At 60.7% G+C, this 20,683-nt stretch carries 13 protein-coding genes; 5 read left to right on the top strand and 8 right to left on the bottom strand.

Annotated elements, in window-relative coordinates; genetic code table 11:
• Window positions 1–171 precede the first annotated feature (171 nt).
• Entirely contained in the window at window positions 172–1,467 is a 1,296-nt protein-coding gene (locus VGN12_10310; protein ID HEY4309832.1) for a lactate racemase domain-containing protein, read from the bottom strand.
• 311 nt (window positions 1,468–1,778) lie between these two features.
• Between VGN12_10310 and VGN12_10315 the strand changes: the two genes are divergently transcribed.
• The 3 genes from VGN12_10315 to VGN12_10325 all read left to right on the top strand — a co-directional run bounded on the left by VGN12_10315 (window position 1,779) and on the right by VGN12_10325 (window position 8,053).
• On the top strand, window positions 1,779–5,294 hold the full coding sequence (locus VGN12_10315) for a hypothetical protein (GenBank protein ID HEY4309833.1): 3,516 nt from the start codon (window positions 1,779–1,781) through the stop codon (window positions 5,292–5,294).
• Window positions 5,295–5,523: 229 nt separating this feature from the next.
• Window positions 5,524–6,264, top strand: a complete 741-nt coding sequence (locus tag VGN12_10320; protein HEY4309834.1) for an MBL fold metallo-hydrolase — start codon at window positions 5,524–5,526, stop codon at window positions 6,262–6,264.
• A 691-nt stretch (window positions 6,265–6,955) separates the two neighbouring features.
• Complete coding sequence (locus VGN12_10325) at window positions 6,956–8,053, top strand: hypothetical protein (GenBank protein ID HEY4309835.1); 1,098 nt, start codon at window positions 6,956–6,958, stop codon at window positions 8,051–8,053.
• Window positions 8,054–8,077: 24 nt separating this feature from the next.
• Here VGN12_10325 and VGN12_10330 read toward each other — a convergent pair whose 3' ends face one another.
• The 4 genes from VGN12_10330 to VGN12_10345 form a co-directional block, all read right to left on the bottom strand.
• Window positions 8,078–9,049, bottom strand: coding sequence for a glycosyltransferase family 2 protein (locus VGN12_10330; GenBank protein HEY4309836.1), 972 nt, complete (start codon window positions 9,047–9,049; stop codon window positions 8,078–8,080).
• A 274-nt stretch (window positions 9,050–9,323) separates the two neighbouring features.
• Window positions 9,324–10,265: a transglutaminase family protein gene (locus VGN12_10335; protein HEY4309837.1), complete on the bottom strand. Its 942-nt coding sequence runs from the start codon at window positions 10,263–10,265 to the stop codon at window positions 9,324–9,326.
• Window positions 10,262–12,820, bottom strand: a complete 2,559-nt coding sequence (locus VGN12_10340; GenBank protein HEY4309838.1) for a circularly permuted type 2 ATP-grasp protein — start codon at window positions 12,818–12,820, stop codon at window positions 10,262–10,264. The genes VGN12_10335 and VGN12_10340 overlap by 4 nt, the downstream gene beginning before the upstream one ends.
• On the bottom strand, window positions 12,817–16,158 hold the full coding sequence (locus VGN12_10345; protein ID HEY4309839.1) for a transglutaminase family protein: 3,342 nt from the start codon (window positions 16,156–16,158) through the stop codon (window positions 12,817–12,819). Before VGN12_10345 ends, VGN12_10340 begins: the two co-directional genes overlap by 4 nt.
• Window positions 16,159–16,332: 174 nt before the next feature.
• Here VGN12_10345 and VGN12_10350 point away from each other — a divergent pair, with 174 nt between their 5' ends.
• Window positions 16,333–17,163, top strand: a complete 831-nt coding sequence (locus VGN12_10350) for a 3'-5' exonuclease (GenBank protein ID HEY4309840.1) — start codon at window positions 16,333–16,335, stop codon at window positions 17,161–17,163.
• A gap of 18 nt (window positions 17,164–17,181) precedes the next feature.
• On the opposite strand, the gene VGN12_10355 is transcribed toward VGN12_10350, so the two are convergent.
• On the bottom strand, window positions 17,182–17,484 hold the full coding sequence (locus tag VGN12_10355; protein HEY4309841.1) for a hypothetical protein: 303 nt from the start codon (window positions 17,482–17,484) through the stop codon (window positions 17,182–17,184).
• A 215-nt stretch (window positions 17,485–17,699) separates the two neighbouring features.
• On the opposite strand from VGN12_10355, the gene VGN12_10360 reads away from it, so the two are divergent.
• Complete coding sequence (locus tag VGN12_10360; GenBank protein HEY4309842.1) at window positions 17,700–18,254, top strand: helix-turn-helix transcriptional regulator; 555 nt, start codon at window positions 17,700–17,702, stop codon at window positions 18,252–18,254.
• 263 nt (window positions 18,255–18,517) lie between these two features.
• Here the strand turns inward: VGN12_10360 and VGN12_10365 are convergent, their stop codons facing one another.
• Window positions 18,518–20,119: a LamG-like jellyroll fold domain-containing protein gene (locus VGN12_10365; protein ID HEY4309843.1), complete on the bottom strand. Its 1,602-nt coding sequence runs from the start codon at window positions 20,117–20,119 to the stop codon at window positions 18,518–18,520.
• 54 nt (window positions 20,120–20,173) lie between these two features.
• Window positions 20,174–20,656 carry a hypothetical protein gene (locus VGN12_10370; protein HEY4309844.1) on the bottom strand — a complete coding sequence of 161 codons (483 nt, stop codon included), beginning with the start codon at window positions 20,654–20,656 and terminating at the stop codon, window positions 20,174–20,176.
• Window positions 20,657–20,683 lie beyond the last annotated feature (27 nt).

Below are 20,683 nucleotides of genomic sequence, written 5' to 3' on the forward strand. Positions count from 1 at the left end.
GAGTACGGCCCAGAATCGGGGGGCAACGATACGAGGGGTGCCGAGTTGGGTCAATGCCGATCGGCAGGCTAGGAATTGGCGGCAGTTGCACCCGCAGTAGGCGCGATCGAGAACTCTACGGAAAAAACATTCCGCCAGGTGCGCCTTTGCGCTCGTTGCAGTGATAGCGAACTACCGATGTCCGCCGGCCAGTTCTGCCACGTCGTGTACCGACTTCGGCAGGTTCCCTTCGGCGTCGAAGGGGATTTCGCGCAGATCGCTGAGGATTTCCAGGTCAGCCCGACCGCGGGCTTCTTCCAGGAAGACCTGCGAGCATTCCACTTCGGCCACGTCGAGCGTGTTGGCGATCCATAGAATCTTTGCGTCGGGCGGTTCGGTCAGCCCGATGGTCGGTAAGGCTTCGTTCAGGATCTCGCGATCCGTTTCGAAATCGACCGGCAGCATGGCTGCAGCGACGTGACCGCTGGTCAGGCAGTTAATACGCGTGAATGCCACATTCATTTCACGCAGCGTGCGTGAGGTGCAAAACTCCGCCATGCCCAGGCCTGACGCGTTGCCGCTGGTCTCTTCGGTGAGTCCGCGGACCACGATTCGCTTTACCTTGGGATACTCCTCGGGCGCCGCAGTGTGTGACTGAAACTTGCGGCCGACGACGTTGGTGTCCATGCCGGCGCCAGAAATGTTCTTGCCGATTTCGTCAATGAACAGGATGTCGACTACGCGGAACGGCAGTCGTGGCAGCCATTGGCGGGCCAGTACAAGCAATTCCTTTTCGCGTTGCTCGAATTCATGCGACCCGACGGCGGCGATCTTGGCCGTTTGATCGTAGGCGTTTTCCAGGATGGCCAGCCCTGCCAGGATGCGGCAATTCTCTAGCACGCGGGCGCCGACGCTGCGAACGATCTGCCCGAAGCTGTAGTTCTGGATCGCACGGTGATAGATCTTGGCTCCTTCGTGCTTCCCCAGCCCGATGAGCATCATCTTCATCAGGCCGCTTTCGATGTCACCGACGAAATCGGTATGAGGCTTCACGCGCCCGACGACGACAACGTGATCGGCTTCATAGGCAAAGCGATCGAAATGCACGGGAAAGCCCTCGGCCGTCTGGCAGACAATGACTGTCTCCATGCTGGCTTTGATCGGGCAGCCGCAGAATTCTTCGGTGATGCCGTAGCCTTCGATGATATGACGCTGCCCTTCGGCCGTGCCGCCGCCGTGACTCCCCATCGCAGGCACGATAAAGGGCTTGGCTCCCAGCGATTGAAAATGCTCGACCGTGGCCTTGATGATCAGTGCGATATTCGAGATGCCGCGGCTACCGGCCGTGATGGCGACGCTCTGGCCCGGCTTGAGTCGATCCGACAGAGGCAAACGCGACAATTCCTTGCGAACCTCGGCAGCCACGTCCTTGACCGTGGGGGCTTCGAACTTTTGACGTACCCGAAACATCTTGGGATAGTCGGCCATGGTGCCTGGAGCTCCTGAAAAAGTGAGGACGGTCAGCTAGCAGGGCTGGCGCGAGGGATCGAGCAAGTTTGGCAGGGATTGTCGGACGGTCGTATGCCGAACGCGTTTCGACGCCGATACGTAACACAAGACCCGATTAACGACTGTACCAATGCCGGCCCTTCCGCTCTAGGCCGTGCGAGGATTTTGGGGCTAGAATGCCGTGGCATTCGCCCGAGGAGCGTCGCGAATCTCTCAGACCCGCCCCGGTTCGGCCGCCGCATGCCGGTTCTCAAGGGTGGTCTACTTCCAAGTGGGCAAGGAACGCCATCATGGCCACTGCCGCCAGCACGAAGAAAGCAAAGCAATCCGCCAGTCAAGCCGCCGCGGCGGCGCCCGTTCGTCGCCGCCGATGGTGGCTTCGATCGACCGTTCTCATCGGGCTGCCGGCGCTGTTGTGGTTTGCCCCCGTCATCACCGGCTTCGGCCCCGTCTTGAACAGCGTGGTGGGCATCGCGTCGCGCGATTTCAAAGGAACGATCACGATCGGCGGCGCATCGCTGGGCTGGATCTCGCGCGTTGTCCTGCACGATATCGAAGTGCAAGATGCCGACGGCAAACCGATGGCCAGCATTCCGCAAATCGCCAGCGACAAAACGCTATTCGCACTACTGGCCAGCCCTAGCAACTTGGGACGTTTTCAAATCGATCATCCGCAGGTCAACGTCATCCTGCGCGAGCGCGACAGCAACGTCGAAGATGCGGTTCAGGCCTGGTCTTCGCAGAATCCGGATCAGCCGAGTGCTGCCCATCGGGTAGGGTTTTCAGTCGTCGTCGAGCAAGGCGTCGCCACGATCGAGGACACTGTCGCGGGCCGAAGCTGGCAGATCGACGATTTCAATTGCGACATCACGGTGCCGCGCGACCCAGGCCAGGACCTCGCGATCACGGCCGCCGGCCGCGTCGCCCCTGGCGAGCCGCAGGGACAATTTTCACTGCAAGTAAAGATCACGCCCGGCCAACCGCGCGAGCCGGAGAATGACACGACGAATCCGCTGCTGACTGGCCATGGTGAATTCGCGCTGGTCGCTCAGGGCTTCTCGCTCGAGCTGTTAGAGCCGCTGTTGCGCCGCGCCAGTGAACGTGGCGAGCTCGCCGGTGTCTTGGAAGCCAACGTGCAAGGGCAATGGAACACCGAAACCGCCGATACGCCGCGCGGTGAGTTGAACGGACAGATCAACGTCTCGCGGCTGGCCTTGGCCGGTCCTTGGGTGGGGGACGATCGACTGCGCATGGATAGCATCGTCGTCCCATGCACACTGGTGCGCGAAGGCAAACGCCTCGAAATTCGCCGTTGCGATATTCAATCTGATGTCGGCCAACTGACCTGCACCGGCACGATTGACGATCTAGGCGCGCTTAATTCGACCTGGGTCAAGTCGTTGTGGGATGTATTGCCGCACTGCGAAAGCCAGGTACAAGGCGCACTCGACCTGGCAAAACTCTCGCGCGTGCTGCCGGCCACGCTGCGCGTGCGCGAAGGGATGCAAATCGACGAGGGGGCCGTACATGTCGACCTGCGCAGCGGTCCACAAAACGGTCAGTGGGGCCTGACAGGTCGCATCGAAACGACGCGCCTCTTGGCGACCGAACAAGGACGGCAAGTCTCGTGGGACCATCCGCTGCTGGTGACCGTGGCCGCGCATGACACCCCGCAAGGGCCCGTTATCGAGCAGCTCAATGGTCAATCCGATTTCTTGAAGTTTGAAGGTTCGGGCACGCCTGAGTTTTTCGGACTGACCGCCAACTTCGAATTGGGCCGCCTGGCCGAAGAACTCGGCCAGTTTCTCGACCTGGGCGAGTTGAAGCTGGCAGGCGACGGTTGGAGCCGAATGACATGGAAGCGGGCAACTGATGATTCGTTCGAAGCGGATGTCGAGCTCCAGGCAACGAACTTCGTGTTGGCGCGCCCCAATCGGCCCGCGTGGACCGATGCCAAGCTGGGAGTCACGGCCGCCATGCGCGGGCACTTAACGGGCAAGGAAATCACACAGGTCGATACGGCGCGCGTTGAAGTCGTTTCAGCGACAGATGACTTTAATGCTTCGCTGGTTTCGCCCGTCAGCAACACCGGCCCCAAAACGGATTGGCCTGTCGAGGCGCATTTGCGCGGTGAATTGGCGCGTTGGCTGGCACGTGTCGAGCCGTGGTTTGCGCCACCGCCGGGCTGGGATATCTCGGGACAAATCGACGGCGTTTCCACGGTCCATGTTTCGGAAGAAACGGTCACCATTGAAAAATGCCAGGCAGACCTCACGCAGCTTCACGCCTGGGGACCGACGCTGTTCATCGACGAGCCGCGCATGCGGGTGCTGGCCAGCGGTACGATCAAGCCGGCTGTCCAGGCCCTGCTCATTACCGATGCGACTTTGACCTCGGCCGATGTCGGCGGCCGCGTGCAGGATGCATCTTTCGTCGCCAATAGCCCCACGGGAATCGAACATATCGGCCAGGCCGATCTGCAAGGAAATCTGGCCACTCTGTACCGCTGGACGCACGATCCACGTCAGGCGGCTAGCGTTCAGGTCTCGGGGTTGCTGGCATGCACGCTCAAAGCCGACCTCAGCGAACGCTCGCCGGGCTTGGACATGAGTGTCACGGTCGACAATTTGGCAGCCGCGACACCCGGCGGTCAGTCGTGGCGCGAAAAGCAGTTGCGCATGGTGGCCAATGCCACGTACGACGAGCCCAACGACATCGTGCAGCTCGCTAATTTCGAAGTCAACTCCGAAGCGGTTCGGCTAAACGCAACGGGCAAGGTCGAGCGTTGGTCACGCGAGCGCTTGCTGACGCTCAATGGCACCACGCAATATGACTTGGAAAAGATCTCGATTCTGTTGCAGCCCTATGTGAACAACGAGGTGCGAGTCACGGGACGCGAATCGCGATCGTTTTCGCTCGCCGGCCCGATCGGCGCCTTGGCGCGGGCCGATACGACCGCCGCATCGCGAGAACAAGAGCTGCTCGCGTTGGAAGGAAAAATGGACCTCGGCTGGCAAACCGCCTCGCTCATGGGCTTCGATGTCGGCGCGACGAATATGCAGGCGACGTTGTCGAAGGGCATCTTCCAGCTTTCGCCGACAAATCTGAGCGTCAGCGGTGGAACGCTTTCACTGGCACCGATGGTGCGATTGGCGCCGGGGCCGGCACAGCTCTATCTCCCCAACGGACCGCTGATCACGCAAATGCACGTCTCACCCGAGATGTGCCGGCAATGGCTGATGTACGCCGCGCCAATTCTGGCAGGCGTAACGCACGTCGATGGTCTGTTCTCGGTGCAAATGGCCGGTTGCCAGCTTCCGCTGGCCGACCCGCGCGCCGGCGAAGCGGCCGGACAGATCCTGATTCACTCGATCGATCTCGAGCCTGGGCCGCTGGCGCGCGAGCTGGCCACGGTGCTGGGGGCCGCATCGAGCGTAAAGCTGGCGCAGAATTCGAAGGTCGATTTCAAGATGATCCAGGGACGCGTTTATCACCGCGGCCTGGAGCTGCAATTCCCCGAGGTCATGGTGCGTACCTATGGATCGGTCGGTTTCGATCAGACGCTGGCCATCATGGCCGAGATGGCTGTCCCGCCGAAGTGGTTGCGCGACAATGCGCTGGGAGCCGCCATCAAGGATAAGTCGATACGTTTGCCGATTGCCGGCACGCTCGATCATCCAGAGCTCGATCACAAGGCGCTCAATGACGCGCTAGCGCAGTTCATGCGGGACGCGGCCGGTGGCGCGGTGCGCGACGGATTGCAAAAGCAGCTCGATCGGCTACTTGCGCCGATAGCCCCGAAATAGCGCTCGTGCAAATCGTGCTGCCGGCGCAAGAGTGATATAGAATGTCCGCGGCTGGGTAGCCCAGAATATCGTTGTGGCGGACGCTCAAAATGCCATGCGGCCAGCGGTAATTCGGTATCCGCGAAGCCTTTCGGCTTGATGCTAGCGGGAAAGTGGTATCATTGCCGCAGACGGAAAACACCGGCGGCCGCTTCGGAACCCGGTGACCGTGCCCGCAATTGGTGGCGCTATGAAACTGTTGTGCCTGGGGACGACCGGTTACCATCCGAACGACCAACGGCATACCGCCTGTTTCATGCTGCCCGAGATCGGCGTGGTGCTCGACGCCGGGACCGGGATGTTCCGCGTGCGCGATCACCTGGTGACTGACCAGTTGAAGATCTTCATCAGCCACTCGCACGTCGATCATGTGATGGGTCTGACGTTCTTGATCGATGTCCTTAACGATCGGCCGGTGTCGCGTGCGGTCGTTCATGGCGAGGCCGATAAGCTGGCCGCGGTTCGTCAACACTTATTCAACGAACTGTTGTTTCCCGTTGATCCGCCATGCGATTTCGTACCACTCTCGGGGCCCGTCGAGCTGCCCGAAGGGGGACGTTTGACGCACTTTCCGCTCGATCATCCGGGCGGGGCCGTTGGATTTCGGCTCGATTGGCCGGGACGGTCCATGGCCTATGTCACTGACACAATCGCCAGTCCTACCGCGAGCTATGTCAAGAATTTGCGTGACGTCGACCTGCTCGTACATGAGTGTTATTTCTCCGACCAGCAGACGGCGCTGGCCGATCTGACGGGCCATAGCCACATAACACCCGTGGCCGAAATCGCGCGCGCGGCCAAAGCGCGTCGATTGGTGCTCGTGCATCTCAATCCCTTGAGTACCGCCAAGGACCCCGTCGGCATCGACGTCGCGCGTGCGATATTTCCCGCCACCGAGCTGGGTTACGACGGGCTCGAGCTGGAGTTCTGATCGCGGCGATCTGTTGCCGCAGGCCGGATTTCTTCCGATCGCGCTGTGATGCCGTTTGAACCACGTCTCGCTTTGCCGCGTAAAGGGTCTTGTGGTCGCAAACCGCGCGGACGGTTCGCTTGGCCCCTTGAAACCCGTTCGGCACGGGCATTGCATAAACAGTGATCGTGGCCCACCAGGGGGATACGGTAGATCGTCCTAAGTCGTGACCAGGACGCCCTCATCGAACCTTAACGTGGCAGTGGACGGTGGTTTCGATCGGAAGCCCACTGCGTAAGAAACGGGCAGCTCATGGTTTTCAGGCAATTTTCGATGCCGGGTCCTTGAGCAGGTCAAGTACGAGACTACTTTGCCGGTGGGGACTGGAAAAAAAATTTGAGTCGTGCATAATTCCGAAAGAGTTAAAGGGGGGATAGGTACTACTTCTTTCGGTGGGTATAAGCCATTAGTTTGGGTGCCCAACGATTTTAAAACAAAAAAACGAATTTCTCGGATCTTGAGTTCGGGTAGCTGAGTGGGTGTGGCTGTGGCCCAGCCGTAGGAAGCCAAGATCGAGTGCTGTGGGAGCCTCGATCAGCAAGGGCCAGGGACAGTAAGAGCTAAGCGTGCTGTTTCGCAGTTCGTCGCGCAGGGAAGCAACGCCCCGCCCTTTTTTGGGGTGTAGCGCTGCAGCATGTAGGAGACATCGACGATGAAAATGAATCGTTCTTCCGTGGTCGTTGAGTATCGGCTGGTTTCTAATTTCGAAGAGGTGCGCAAGCGATTGCTCACCGGGGAATTCGCCGACCGGCTCGATAAGCCGTTGGCGTTCTGGGCGCTCCCCACCGATCGCTCTTCCCCGATTGCACTAATGGGGAAGACGTTGCGGGAATTGTTCTCGATGCCCTTCGAACAATTGTTCGCCACGCCTGGCATCGGTCAGAAGAAAATCAATTGCCTAATCGAACTACTGCGCCGGGCCGCTAGCCCGAGTCCGCCGGGAGCGATCGAGGCCGTGACTACGGAAGAGCCAGTCCCTGCCATCGACGGAAATCACGTCGATGCCTCGCAGGTTTCCGAGGCATTGTGGGTGCAATGGCAGCAAACGGTGCGCGACAATGACCTGGGAAGCAAAACCCTGGGGCGTCTGGCGCCGTCACTGCAGCGACTGCCACGCGTCATCTGGAATACACCGCTCGATGCTTACACTTCGTTGAGCCTGGCGCAGATTCGTTCGCTGAAGACGCACGGCGAGAAGCGCGTCACCGCTGTGCTCGAGGTGTTCGGCTCACTGCACTCGCTCTTGGCAGGTAGCAACGCGCAACCGCACCTGGCCTTGCAGATCGTGCCTCGATTCGTCGTCAATATTGAGAATTGGGCAGGCGCTGTGATGCGCCGCACGATCGAGGTCGACGCCGAAAGCATTCGCCAGAAATTTGTCGATCCCTTGATGGCTCAGGTGGAAATCGACGCGGGTGAAGATATCGCGAAACTGGCCGCCAGCCGCTTGCGGTTGGATGGCTCGGGCGCAACAGTTCGCCAGGTGGCACGCCAGATGGATTTGACTCGGGCGCGCGTTTACCAGTTGCTCGGCGATGTGGGCGCCGTGATGAGCGTGCGCTGGCCCGAGGCGATGCAGTTGATCCAGAGCCTGCGTGAATCGCTGCACGAACAGGTCAAGGACGCCAAACAGCTCGAGCTTTTCGACGGTGTCGCGGAGCTGTTCTTCCCCAGTCGGTTGAACGATGGCAGCCTCGACGCCGACGAACATCACGGACTGAAGATGCCGGCCGAAGCTCACGCAGTCTAACGGGCCACGAGTGACACAGTTATCCTAGGCGACCTTCGGGGCATTTTGCCGGCGAGGTCGCTGGGGGCGTACCCCCGTCGTGCCACTGTCGACTCGCAAATCGGTTCGTTCGCGGACCGGCGATGGCGGCTCGACTGGCTCGGGCGCAGGTATCGTATACGTAGCGCCGAAGAGCATTCGCTCTAAACAGCCCGCGGCTCGTCCTAACACGCTGCCCACGCGCAGGGGTCGGACGAGGCAACCCGCGAACTCTGCTGCCACGACCGTGGCATGCGCGGCGAGAGTGCGCCCGGTTCCAAAGTGCCTGGCGTGCCGCCAGTACAACCTTTCGGCCAACCAGGCATCCGTCAGTGGGCTGATCGATTGCTTCGGCGCGTCGAGCACCTGCGACCGCGGTTCGAGCACAGCGCGATAGCCGGCGCGCGACAATCGCAATGCCAGGTCGACATCGGCCAGATTGCTTCCAACGGAGGGACAGAACGGCTCTCGCAACAGCGTCAGCGCATTGACGCGATAAAATGCCGCGGACAGCGCCGGGCCGAGCACTGGTGCCGGCTCGGCACTTAGTTCATTGGCTTGTCGCGCACCGTGGCACGCGACGCGTAATCCGCCTGCGCGATAATCAATTCCGGCGGCCACGACGCTTTGGCTACCAGGCGCCAACACCAGGGGCGCCACAGCCGCCACGCGGGGATCGGCAAAGTGGGGCAGTACAGCCGCGGTCCAGCCTTCGGTCACTTCTGCGCCGCAGCGCAGGATATGCACCAACGAGGACTGGCAATGGCGGACCCCGCGGTTCAGCCGTTCGAGCTCGCTGCTCGCGGCCGGCGCCGCGATAAAGCGGACTTCACTCGCCAGTTCATAGGGATCTTGGTATCCCTCGTCATGAACGACGAGAATCTCGCAGTCGGGCGGCCGGTTCTGCAGAACAGAGACCAGGCTCGTTTCCAACAGCGCTTCGTCGCGCGCCGCGATTAAGATCGAGAGTTTGGGCACGTGCGTGCTTCCTTGCCGCACTCGCCACGGTTGATTGATCAATTACACCGCAGCGACGACCAAAAGACACCTTGGACCGATGCTCGACTTCGGCGGCCCATGCCGCATCGTCGAGTCATTGTCCGGGTCATCGCGGCGGGGGCCTGTTGCTTCCCGTGGCGAGCTTGTCGCTTATGGGCCCCTGGGGAAATTACTCGGCACTGCGAGGTACCAGAATTGACTGGTTACCGCAAAAATCCACCGCCGTGCCAGATTCGCGATTTACTAAAGCTTCTCACTTCTTCTCGCGTTTGTCATTTTGTGCTGTCAATGACATGCTAGCAGTCGTGCCCGCGAGATCATCGTCGAGTGGTTCGACATCGGCCGACACCGTCATCACGTGCGCTCCGCCGCCCACGAAGACACCGTTGATGGGGCAGACATCGGAGTAGTCGCGTCCCCAGGAAATTGTGACATGGTGCGTGTCGACCAAGGCATTGTTGGTCGGGTCGACGTCGATCCAGCCCAGCGGGCCACAGAACACGGCCACCCAAGCGTGCGAGGCATCGGCGCCAACCAATCGCGGCCGGCCCGGCGGCGGCAACGTCCGCAAGTAGCCGCTGACGTAACGTGCGGCGAGTCCCAGCGATCGTAAACAGCCGATCTGCACATGCGCCAGGTCCTGACAAACGCCACGCCGATGAGCGAACACTTCGGCCAACGGCGTATGCACGGTCGTGGCCTGCGTGTCGTAGGTGAAATCCTTGTGAATCCGCGCCGTCAGCTCGATCACGCCTTCCAGAATCGGTCGCCCGGGCCCAAACGTCGAGGCAGCGTAGGCCGCTAGTTCGTTACTACCTGCGATGTGCGGAGAATCGAAGCAGAACTGGTAGTTATTGACCGAATGCGCCCCTCGATCGGCAGGGAGCGCATCGCGCACCATTTCCCAGGCGATGGATTCCGTCGTCATTGTCAGCGGCGACGGGCGCACGTCGACTCGGCACATCGACGTGATGCTCAGCTTGCGGTGCCCTTCGCTGATAGAGAAGTAGGAGACGGGATTGCCGAAATAGTCGGTTCGCCGATTGATCAATGTCGGCGTCGGGCGGACTAGCAACCGGTGCTGGTGGCAGGTTTGCCGCAGCACCGCACGCGGTGCCAGATGTACGACGTTCTGGCACGTTGCCACCGTCTCGTTGTACTCGTAGGTCGTGATGTGGCTGATCTGGTAGTTCATCGATCTTCGTCAAAAAAGCCTTCGGCCAATTGCCGGGGAGTGCCCGCATGTACCAGGTACTTGTGGGCAATCAGATCCGAAAGGCGCGGCAACTGATCGGTTAAACGTCCCAGCAACCGATCGAGCTTCGTGCGCTCGCCGCGCCGCGGCAGCTTGCGCAATGTTTCGGCTTCGGCCATCCGCACAGCCGTCAGCAGGCTCAACACGATGCGCTGCTCGGGGCTGCGCAGCGGCTGCGTCCGGTCGCGCGGCAGATTCTCGACATGATCCGCCAGCGTAACCAATTGAAATGCGACCGAGCGAGGATTCGAGTCGTCGGTCAAAACCAAGTCCAGCACCGGCGCCGGCTGCAATGTTGCCAGATAGCGCGAACGATACGTCATCACGCTGTCGGCCACTTCCAAGAATGCTTCCAGCACAGGCGCGTCGTGGGCCGCGATGTCGACCAGGATATTCTGTGCGAGCGTCACCGTGTGCAGGGCTCGCTCCAGCCGGCGGCCGATATCAAGAAAGCGCCACCCCTGGGTGCGGGTCATACTTTCGTCGACCAGCCCGCCAAATGCCGCCAGATCGATAATCATGCGATTGGCCAGCATCAGGATATCGCTCAGACCGACTGACGAGCGGCTCGACAGCAATTGAAATTCTTCGTGAACGCGATGAATAATCCGCCAGCTATCGACTGAAATGCGATCGCGCACGAGTGAACCCAGCCGATGCACGGCAGCCACGATCGACGCCAGGCTGGCCGATTGTGTGGCGTCGAACACCGCGGCGGGTAATGCCCGTTCGATAGCGGGCAACTGCTGGCGAATTTCCTCGATGACGAATCCCGGCTCCAACTGGCCAAGCGCCGCCAAGCAGCGCAGCAGCGGATTCAACTCCGGCAGGCTGGCGATGTCGTGCTCGCTGGTCAAGCGGCCGAGAATCGTGCGCAGCAGTCGCGCCGAACCGTCAGCCCGTTCGATTTGTCGGCCGAGCCAGAACAGGTTATCCGCGACACGACTGGGAAGTTCGTTGCCACTGCGTCGCAATTCAATCGCGTGCCCCGGCGGTGTCAGCAACGTCACTTCGCGTACCGGCCCTTCGGCCAGCACCCAGGCATCTTTGCTCCCTTCACCCCCTAGGACTGAGCGATCGAGCTGCGCCGGATCACGCGAAACGCGCACCAGCCCGCCGGGCAACGTGACGTAAGAATTCCCGGACGCCACCAGATACACCCGCAACGCCATGTAAGCGGGTTCGAATCCAGCGTCGGTCGAAACGGGGACGCACGAACGCCCGAATCGCTCCTGCGCGACGTAGCGTTCAGGGTGCTCGGCAAAACGTGCTTCACTGACGAAGTCACTACTGGGCGACGCGCTCGGATTCGTTGACAAACGTCCGCGGCGAAACGCCGTCGACAATGTAATTTCGTGCAGACGCTGCTTAACGTGCTCGCGTCCGGCCGCGTCGCCGCACCACCAGGTGCCGATCGACGGCATACAGAGATTTTCGTTCAGCAACGCACGGCACAAGTCAGGTAAGTAGCCCATGAAGACCGCCGGCTCGACGAGCGAACTGCCGAGTGCATTGGCCACCGCGACATTCCCCGAGCGCACCGATTCCAGCAATCCGGGCACGCCCACCGCCGGATCGCCGCGCAGTTCCAGCGGATCGGCATGTGCGTCGCTCAAGCGACGAAAAATCACATCGACCGGAAGCAGCCCGCCCAGAGTTTTCAACAGGACGTGATCGTCGCGAACCGCCAGGTCCCCGGATTCGACCAAGGTGTAGCCGAGATAGCGCGCGAGATAGGCATCTTCGAAATAATGCGGGCTTTGCGGCCCCTGACTCAACAGCACAATGCGTGGATTGGTCGTTTGTTTCGGAGCGAGCTCGCGCAAAGTTTCGCGCAGCGCGATGAAGAACGGCGCCATCCGTTCTACCCGGCTGCGCCGAATGACGCTGGAAAGCATCCGCGAGACGACAATCCGATTCTCGAGTGCGTAGCCTGCCCCCAACGGCGCATCGGTCCGATCGGCCACGACCCACCACCGTCCATCGGGCGAGCGAGCCAGGTCCGCCGCGTAAAAATGCAGGAATACGTCGCGCGCGGGTCTCTGTCCGTGCAATTCGCGATGAAACGTCGGGTGCGCAAACAGTAGATCGGCCGGCAGCAATCCTTCGGTCAGCAGGCGTTGCGGGCCGTACAGATCGGCCAGCACGCGATTCAACAGTCGGGCCCGCTGCACAAGGCCCGTACTAATGCGCCGCCATTCGTCGGCCGCGATCAATACCGGAAAGACGTCCAGGTCCCAGGGACGAGCCCCCTGCCCTGGCTCCCCCACGGCGTTGTACATCAAGCCGTTTTCGTGAACCAAGCGCACGGATTGCTCGCGCCGGCGGGCAAACTCGTCGGCGCCGAACGTCGTCAGCGCATCGGCGAACGTGCGCCAGGCAGGACGCAGCAGGCCCGGCGCAGAAAACATTTCGTCGAAAGCGCCAGGCAGCGGCGCGTAGCCGTCGAGCATGCCCCCGTCGCTACCCGTCGTACTGGCCAAAGAAGAGCTCATCTTTCGGCGCTAGACCGGCGGAGATCGAGGGTCAACGGATAATCGGGATTCAACTGCTCGTGCGGAGCGTTCCATGCTCCGCCCGTGTGCCCCATGCGGAAGAATCTTGCCGCCCGACGGCTTTCGGCCTCGTAGGCGTTGATCGGGCTGGTCGTATAGTTGCGCCCGCCCGGGTGCGCCACATGATATTCGCACCCGCCCAAGCTGCGCTTCTGCCAGGCATCCGCGATATCGAACACGAGCGGCGTCTGCACGGGTATCGTGGGATGCAAGCAACTCGGCGGCTGCCAGGCGCGATAGCGCACGGCGGCCACGAATTCCCCTTCGACGCCCGTCGGATGCAACGGCACGCGGCGGCCGTTGCAGGTGACAATATGTCTCGAGCTGGTCATGCCGTTAACACGCACCTGTAAACGTTCGACCGATGAATCCACATAACGCGACGTGCCGCCCCCGCCCTGCTCTTCCCCCAGCACATACCAGGGCTCGATCGCCTGCCTTAATTCTACCTGCACGCTGTCCTGCACAATGGTGCCGATCAACGGAAAGCGAAATTCAAAGTGGGCGTCGAACCAGGACAGCTCCAGCGGAAAGCCGGCAAGCCCGGTTTCCCGGATCACGTCGCGGAAATCCTGCTGAACAAAATAGGGTAAAAGGAACCGATCGTGCAATGTCGTTCCCCAGCGAACCAGCCGATCCCGGTTCGGCCGTTCCCAGAATCTGGCGACCAGCGCTCGCAATAAAAGCTGCTGCGTAAGGCTCATGCGAGCGTGCGGCGGCATCTCGAACGCGCGGAATTCCACCAGGCCGAGCCGGCCTGTCGCACTGTCAGGTGAATACAGTTTGTCGATGCAAAATTCCGCACGGTGCGTATTGCCCGACACGTCCACCAGCAAGTTGCGAAAGATGCGGTCAACCAGCCAGGGTGGGCATTCCTGGCCACTCGCCGCGTGCGGATCGGGCACCTGGGCGCAAGCCAGTTCCAGTTCGTAGATCGAGTCTCGGCGTCCTTCGTCGACACGCGGCGCCTGACTTGTCGGGCCGATGAACGCGCCCGAAAACAAGTACGACAGCGACGGGTGGTTATTCCAATAGGTCACCAGGCTGCGCAGCAAATCGGGCCGGCGCAAAAAGGGACTGTCGATCGGCGTCGGGCCTCCCAGCACGATGTGGTTGCCACCGCCGGTACCGGTGTGCCGACCGTCGTACGCGAATTTTTCCGTTCCCAATCGGGTCTGGCGCGCTTCCTCGTAAAGAGTCGTCGTCAATTCGACCAGCTCGCCCCAACTGCGCACCGGCGGCGTGTTGACTTCGATCACACCGGGATCCGGCGTGACTTTGAAGTTTTGCAACCGATGGTCGGCCGGGGGCGGGTAACCTTCGACCACCACGGGAGACTTCATCTCGGCCGCCGCGGTCTCGATCGCGGAAACCAGGTCGAGGTAATCTTCCAAGCGCTCGACCGGCGGCAAAAAGACATGTAGCGTTCCCTCGCGCGGCTCGACGCACAGCGCGGTGCGGATCACTTCGGCCGCCTCGAGATCGGGCGACGCCGCGCGGACCGTGTTCTGCGGATGCACCTCGCGGCCGTCACGCCCCCGGTCCCGCGCCGGAATCTCAGGCTGCGCCGTTCGGCCGGGATAATCGGGAAGCGGCTCGCGCGGCGCGGTCGGATCGAGCGGATGAATTCCACGGCGGATCGCCGGCGGAACGTAAGGGAGCGCCTCGAGAGGTAACCGCAATCCCAGCGGCGAGTCTCCCGGCAAGAGAAACAAGGCGTCGCTACGCACGGGCCAGGGACCGCTGCGCCAGCGCGGCTTGCCTTGCCACCATTGCCGTTCGAGCGGCAGCACAAAACCGGTGACGGCGCTCAGCCCACGCTCGAAGACGCGGGCCAGTCGCGCGCGCTCTTCGGCGCTCTCCAGCTTTGGATCCCGCGGATCGACATTGACCGGCAGGTGACGCTCCTTGGCCAGATAATGCCAAGGATCTTCGTAGGCCGGCACCATCCAGTCCGACTCGACCTGCAAATGCGCGGCGATGCGGTGAACCAGTTGCTGGGCGTCAGCCACGGTGTTCTTGTATTTTTTGCCTTCTTTGGCGATCAAGCTCGCATCGCGCCACACCGGCTTGCCATCGGCGCGCCAGTAGCACGCCAGCGCCCAGCGCGGCAAGGGTTCGCCCGGGTACCATTTGCCCTGGCCGAAATGCAGCAACGCATCGGGCGAGAACTTCGCCTGCAAGCGGCGCACGAGATCTTCGGACAGCTTTCGCTTCGTGGGCCCCACGGCCGCGATGTTCCATTCGTCGCCGTCCATATCGTCGATCGATACGAACGTCGGCTCGCCCCCCATTGTCAAACGCACATCCCCCGCGTTCAGCCGCTCGTCCACCGCATGGCCGAGGGCCTCGACCCGCGCCCATTCATCATCGGAGTAGGGGCGCGTGACGCGCGGATCCTCATGGATCCGACTGATCGACATATCGAACGAGAACTTCGTTTCACACGCTTCGACGCCGCCTGTAATGGGCGCCGCCGAGGCAGGATCCGGTGAACAGGCCAAGGGAATATGTCCCTCGCCAGCCAACAGACCGGATGTGGGATCCAGGCCGATCCAACCAGCGCCGGGCACATAAACTTCCGTCCAGGCGTGCAAGTCCGTAAAGTCGGCGGCCGCGCCGGAAGGCCCGTCGAGCGGCTTGACGTCCGGCACCAACTGCACCAGGTAACCCGACACGAAGCGGGCCGCCAGTCCCAACCGCCGCAGAACTTGCACCAGCAGCCAGGCCGAATCACGACAACTGCCCGAGCCCAGGGTGAGCGTCTCTTCTGAGGTCTGAACGCCCGGCTCCATGCGAATCAAATAGCGCACTTCCTCCTGCAATCGCTGATTGAGCGCGACCAGCAGATCGACCGTCTTCATCCGCGGGCAACCAACCGCGTCCATGTAGGCCTTGAAGCGCTGGCCTGTCGACTCGAGCTCCAAATAGGGGCGCAACTCGCGCGCCAGCCACGGCTCGTACTCGAAAGGAAACATCTCGGCCGACGCTTCGATGAAGAAATCGAAGGGGTTGATCACCGTCAACTCGGCGATCAAGTCCACCGCGATGTTCAGCGAACGAGTCTTTTCCAGGAAGACCAGCCGCGCCAGGAAATTGCCGTGCGGATCTTGCTGCCAATTCTCGAAGTGATCGCTCGGCTCGACCTTGAGTGAATAGCTCAAGATCGGCGTGCGGCTATGAGGCGCCGGACGCAGACGAACGATCTGCGGCGAAAGAGTGACTAACCGGTCGTAGTCATAACGAGTTTCATGGTGCAGCGCAACACGGATCGACATGGTTCGATAACTGCAATAGTGTGCCTTGTGCGCTCATGGTCCGCCTGCTCCAATTCGCTTGAACCGAGTGTAGCCGATCGCAGCGCGCCCGAGTAGCCGCCAGAGGGTAGAAGGCCGCGTGATTCCGGCACGAAATGGTTGTATTCATGCAGCTTATCCACGGATGAATTCCGCATGGCCGCCACACGTTATCTGATATTCGACATCGAAAGCGTCGCCGACGGTGATTTGGTTGCACGCCTGGTTTACCCTGGCGAGAAATTGAACGCTAAAGCCGCCGTCGCCAAATATCGCCAAGAACTGATGGCGAAGTACGAGAACGACTTCGTGCCGTACACGTATCACTTGCCCACGTCGATTGCCGTGGCCAAGGTCGATGCCGAGTTTCGCCTGGTCGACATGGCGATCCTCGACGAGGCCGAAGCGCGCCCGCACGTGATTACCGAGAACTTCTGGCGGGGGTGGGAAAAGCACGGCCGGCCAACGCTGGTCACCTTTAACGGTCGCACCTTCGATATACCGCTGCTGGAACTGGCCGCCTTCCGCTACGGCTTGAGCGTGCCCGGTTGGTTCAATCTGACGGCCAAGAGCTTCGAGCAAGCGCGGAACCGGTACAACCTCGAAGCACACATCGACCTGCAAGAGTTACTGACGAATTTCGGCAGTACGCGCTTTACCGGCGGGCTGAACCTGGCGGCGAACTTGCTGGGAAAACCAGGCAAGATGGATGTCGAAGGGCACATGGTGCAGGATCTGTTCGATGCCGGAAAGATCAGCGAGATCCACGACTATTGCCGCTGTGACGTGCTGGATACGTACTTCGTGTTTTTGCGTACGCGTGTCCTGCTGGGCCGAATCACGCTCGACGAGGAGCAAGGCATCATCGCCGAGACCAAGACCTGGCTCACGGCGCGAGCCAGCGAGGTGAAGGCTTATCGCATGTATCTCGACCGCTGGGGGGATTGGCATGATCCCTGGCCGAGCACCACGCAGAAGAAGAAATGATCCGTGTTGCGCTGCGTCCTAGCCGTCGGTCGGCGTAAGCGCGATTTTCTCGGGAAAGATGGTCTCCCCCGGGGCCGGATCGCCTTCAAAGGCCAGCGTCACTGGCACGGCGACCGCCCAGCGGCATTCTCCGCGCCCGAGTGCCGCGGAATTGTGCCCTTCGATATAGGCCAGCGCGTCGGCCGCGCTATAACAACCCGGCTCGGCCAACTCGACGGCCACCGCCTCGCGTGGCAGGTCGCGCCACGTTTCCGGTTGCCAGCGGCGAAAGTGTGTAATCCAGATTCTGAATAGCTCCGCTGGGGCGGCGTTTGACGTCATTTCGCGCATGTCCTTACGTGCGTTTATTTGCGTTTCCGATCCGCGTGATCGGAATGTGTCGAAATCTGACGGTCATCCACACACAAGCGGCGCGCCCGATCGCCCCGTCACCATTCGGAACGTCGCCGTGCCTCTTTTGGCTGGCCAAAAATCTTCAGACTTCTGCCAAAAAGCCTGGACCTTGACGTCTGCGGTAAGTATACATTAGTACACTAATGTGGGTCAACATTAAAAGGTTCGAATTCTCGGACAAAACAGTAGCTCCTTGCATCGCGATGCTCCCCTTCGGCCATAATCTCCGCCGCCTGATGGCGCAGTTCAATCTGACGGTCGTCGACGTTGCGCAGCGCACCGGTCTGGACGAACGGACCATCAAGAGCATCCTCAATGGCACAAGTGCGAAACCGCACGCCCGCACGCTCCACCAAATGGCGCGTGGGTTGGGCGTCGAGACAAATGAATTCTTCCAGAGCCCGTTGCTGACGGGGCGCCGACAGTTCGATCGACTGACCAATCCGCTGGTCAAGGAGTTGATCGATACTCGCCCCGAACTTTTCATGGATTGGAGCCAGGGAGACTTCGACGAGTTATATAGCCAGATGGGAACCGGAGGCGCGCTGACCAGCGACGGAGCCTTGCGCGCGGCCGAAGCGATCAATCGCAAACGCGATTTGCACGACAAGCTCGCGCTATTGCTCGAGACCGAACAGGCAGACGTCATCGCCGGGATCCTGGATCTGTTTTATCAGCGCGTAAAAGCTATTTCGTGAGGCGATGCCCGATGGTGTGTGAGCGGCTCGGTAGACGCTTTGGTTCGCACCGGCCATCGCGGCCCTCAAATCGCAACAATCGTGCCGCACGATACTGTCGTCCTATCTCCTGAAACGTCGGACCGATTGGTTGTAAAAGTGACATAGTCTATTTACCACGCGGGTAGAGAAGTTAAAGCGCTCCCACGATTTTTTACACTTCGCGCTTACTGCTCTTGAACCACCTCTAGTGGGAATTCATCTGCCATGAATGTCGTGCGTGATTAGACATTCGCCAGTTGTCGCGCCCAATTCTCGACGGCTAGATTCTGACTATCGCTGAGACTGCCATTAGCTGTCGTGGCACCGTAGATCAACACGGTTGAGAGATAGCCAGCGAAGCGAGCTTGAATCGAGTAAGGCCCTTCGATCGCCATGCCAGGATCGTAATCGAGCCCCCCCAGGATTAAAGAATCGACCCCTTCCAGAGAGGCATACCATTGATTCTGCGTATTGGTTCCGTCCGTGCCGAAATTGCCATAGGTCAAATCAATCGGATTCGCGACACCGTTGACACGATAAGCGAACGAGGCCGCGCCCCCCGCGCCAAATCCGCGCTGATTCGTCACGTAAGTGCTACCAGAGTTGTACGTCGCGGTCCCGCTGATTTGGCCATTGATCGTGGTCGCCGCGTTGCGCCGGATGCGCGTTTGTAGCGCGGCATTGTAGAACATCGGAAACAGATATGTGAAATTGCCGTCGTAAGATTCTTTGTCCGCCGTCAGAATCGCATAGTCGAAGTTAGCAAGTGACAGATCCGTAGGGCGCAAGACGGTAAGGATGTCCCCCGCCCGACAATCGTTGCAAAATCCGGGCGCACTCGCACGCATCCAGTGCTGGCCGCACATTCGCAGCGCCGGAGCGTTATTGATCGGCGACTGCGCGATCCAGGGGGGCGCGTAATTGAATCGGAGCGCGTGGAATTGATAGCCGCGCGGCCCGCGCTCGAACAAGGACCTGCAGAGCGTGGCCTGGCCCAGCGGCCCATTCTGCTCGCTCAGGTGATTCGCATTGGCCGTCGAGTCGAATCGCATGCCGCTCGCCTCGGTTAAATCCCAGGCCGCGACGAGGTTTGTTTTTTGCGCGCCTCCCAAATAGGCATAAGGTGCAGGGAAGCCTCCATTGAAGAGCGCCGGCACGAAACCTGGCGCCAGAGCCTGCCGCCACAGCCGTATCGAGGCCATGGCGCCGTCGTAGAAATTGGTCACCCCCCCGGACGTGCCGAAGTTCCACGCGCCCAATAACAGCGGAGCGGTTTGACCGGTGGGCAGTATGCCGAGCGTTCCTTGTAGCGCGGTCGTCGTCGCCGGAGTCGTCGAACCGTCGAAATACAGGCTGACCGTCGGCACGGTCATGTCGACCGCAATGACGCAGTGCGACCAGTTCGACGGCGCGTTGGTAGTGACGATGGCGCCATAAGCGCTTGCCGAGCTGTTCCAGGACCAAAACTCGACTTGGCTCTCGTGCCCCGCCGTGCCCGAAGCCCGCGCAGCCCAGCCACGCTTGCCCGAGGTATTGAAGATGTCCTTCGAGACGTAGCAACGGCTTGTGCCCGACAAAGTCGTATTGCGCCAGATCTCGATCGAAAATGTGTTGGCGTTGGTACCGGTGCTGAAATCGAGAGACGCGCTATGAGCTGCTTGCAAATATTGTGATTGCGCCAAGTTGAACTGCGTGGCCTTCAAGAAGTTCATCGTGGCCATATCACTGGCGTCGATGAACAGCCGCAGTAAGCTGAGATACTTGAGCGGTGTCGGCACCGAAGGGGCGGACATCGCAGCCGATTGTCGCAAGTTGAGCGCCGAAGTGAGCGGACGACGTCGCATAATAGTTCCTTTTACTCAGGGGGTGAGAGTCGAAATGCCCGACCGGCCGCTGCGCTAACCCAGCACCAGACCGATTTCCGGCGTGTCGCCGCTGGTGCCGGAAACGTCGAGCGTTTTCGTGCTACTGCCGATCGCCGCGAGCGCCGCGGCGTGATAGACGAGCGCAAAGCCTCCGGGCTTGACCTTCACCGGCTGCGGAATCGCATAGCCGTTGACAGCGCCCGTGGCGATGTTGACGTCGCCAACGGACGCGGTCGGATTCTTCACACTGATCGCGACGAGTTTTTTGCCGGTGGCGTTCAAGCTGCCGTTGGTTCCCTGCAGGCTTGTCGCGTCGATCGTATAGCCGCCGCTACTGATCGTGGTTTTGTAAACGCCGAACATGCTGACCGGAGGCGCCGTGGTGGGGGTCAACTGCAGCAGTTGGTCCAGGTCGTTGAAGGTACTCAGCAGAGTTACGCCGGCGGGCTGGCTCCCCGGGTTTTCGGCGACCTGAAATTGCGTCAGGAGCAACAGGTTTGTAATCGAGGCAGCCATAGCGAGGATCCTTTCCCAAAGGCGAAA

The sequence above is a fragment of the Pirellulales bacterium genome, from assembly GCA_036499395.1.
In the GTDB taxonomy this organism is placed as follows: Bacteria; Planctomycetota; Planctomycetia; order Pirellulales; family JACPPG01; genus JACPPG01.

Bases quoted from the DNA above. Each gene is read 5' to 3' on its own strand.
- VGN12_10350 (HEY4309840.1), top strand. From the start codon at position 16,333: ATGGCCGCCACACGTTATCTGATATTCGACATCGAAAGCGTCGCCGAC.
- VGN12_10345 (HEY4309839.1), bottom strand. From the start codon at position 16,158: ATGTCGATCCGTGTTGCGCTGCACCATGAAACTCGTTATGACTACGAC.
- VGN12_10360 (HEY4309842.1), top strand. From the start codon at position 17,700: ATGTGGGTCAACATTAAAAGGTTCGAATTCTCGGACAAAACAGTAGCT.
- VGN12_10315 (HEY4309833.1), top strand. From the start codon at position 1,779: ATGGCCACTGCCGCCAGCACGAAGAAAGCAAAGCAATCCGCCAGTCAA.
- VGN12_10320 (HEY4309834.1), top strand. From the start codon at position 5,524: ATGAAACTGTTGTGCCTGGGGACGACCGGTTACCATCCGAACGACCAA.
- VGN12_10335 (HEY4309837.1), bottom strand. From the start codon at position 10,265: ATGAACTACCAGATCAGCCACATCACGACCTACGAGTACAACGAGACG.
- VGN12_10310 (HEY4309832.1), bottom strand. From the start codon at position 1,467: ATGGCCGACTATCCCAAGATGTTTCGGGTACGTCAAAAGTTCGAAGCC.
- VGN12_10340 (HEY4309838.1), bottom strand. From the start codon at position 12,820: ATGAGCTCTTCTTTGGCCAGTACGACGGGTAGCGACGGGGGCATGCTC.
- VGN12_10325 (HEY4309835.1), top strand. From the start codon at position 6,956: ATGAAAATGAATCGTTCTTCCGTGGTCGTTGAGTATCGGCTGGTTTCT.
- VGN12_10355 (HEY4309841.1), bottom strand. From the start codon at position 17,484: ATGACGTCAAACGCCGCCCCAGCGGAGCTATTCAGAATCTGGATTACA.
- VGN12_10365 (HEY4309843.1), bottom strand. From the start codon at position 20,119: ATGCGACGTCGTCCGCTCACTTCGGCGCTCAACTTGCGACAATCGGCT.
- VGN12_10370 (HEY4309844.1), bottom strand. From the start codon at position 20,656: ATGGCTGCCTCGATTACAAACCTGTTGCTCCTGACGCAATTTCAGGTC.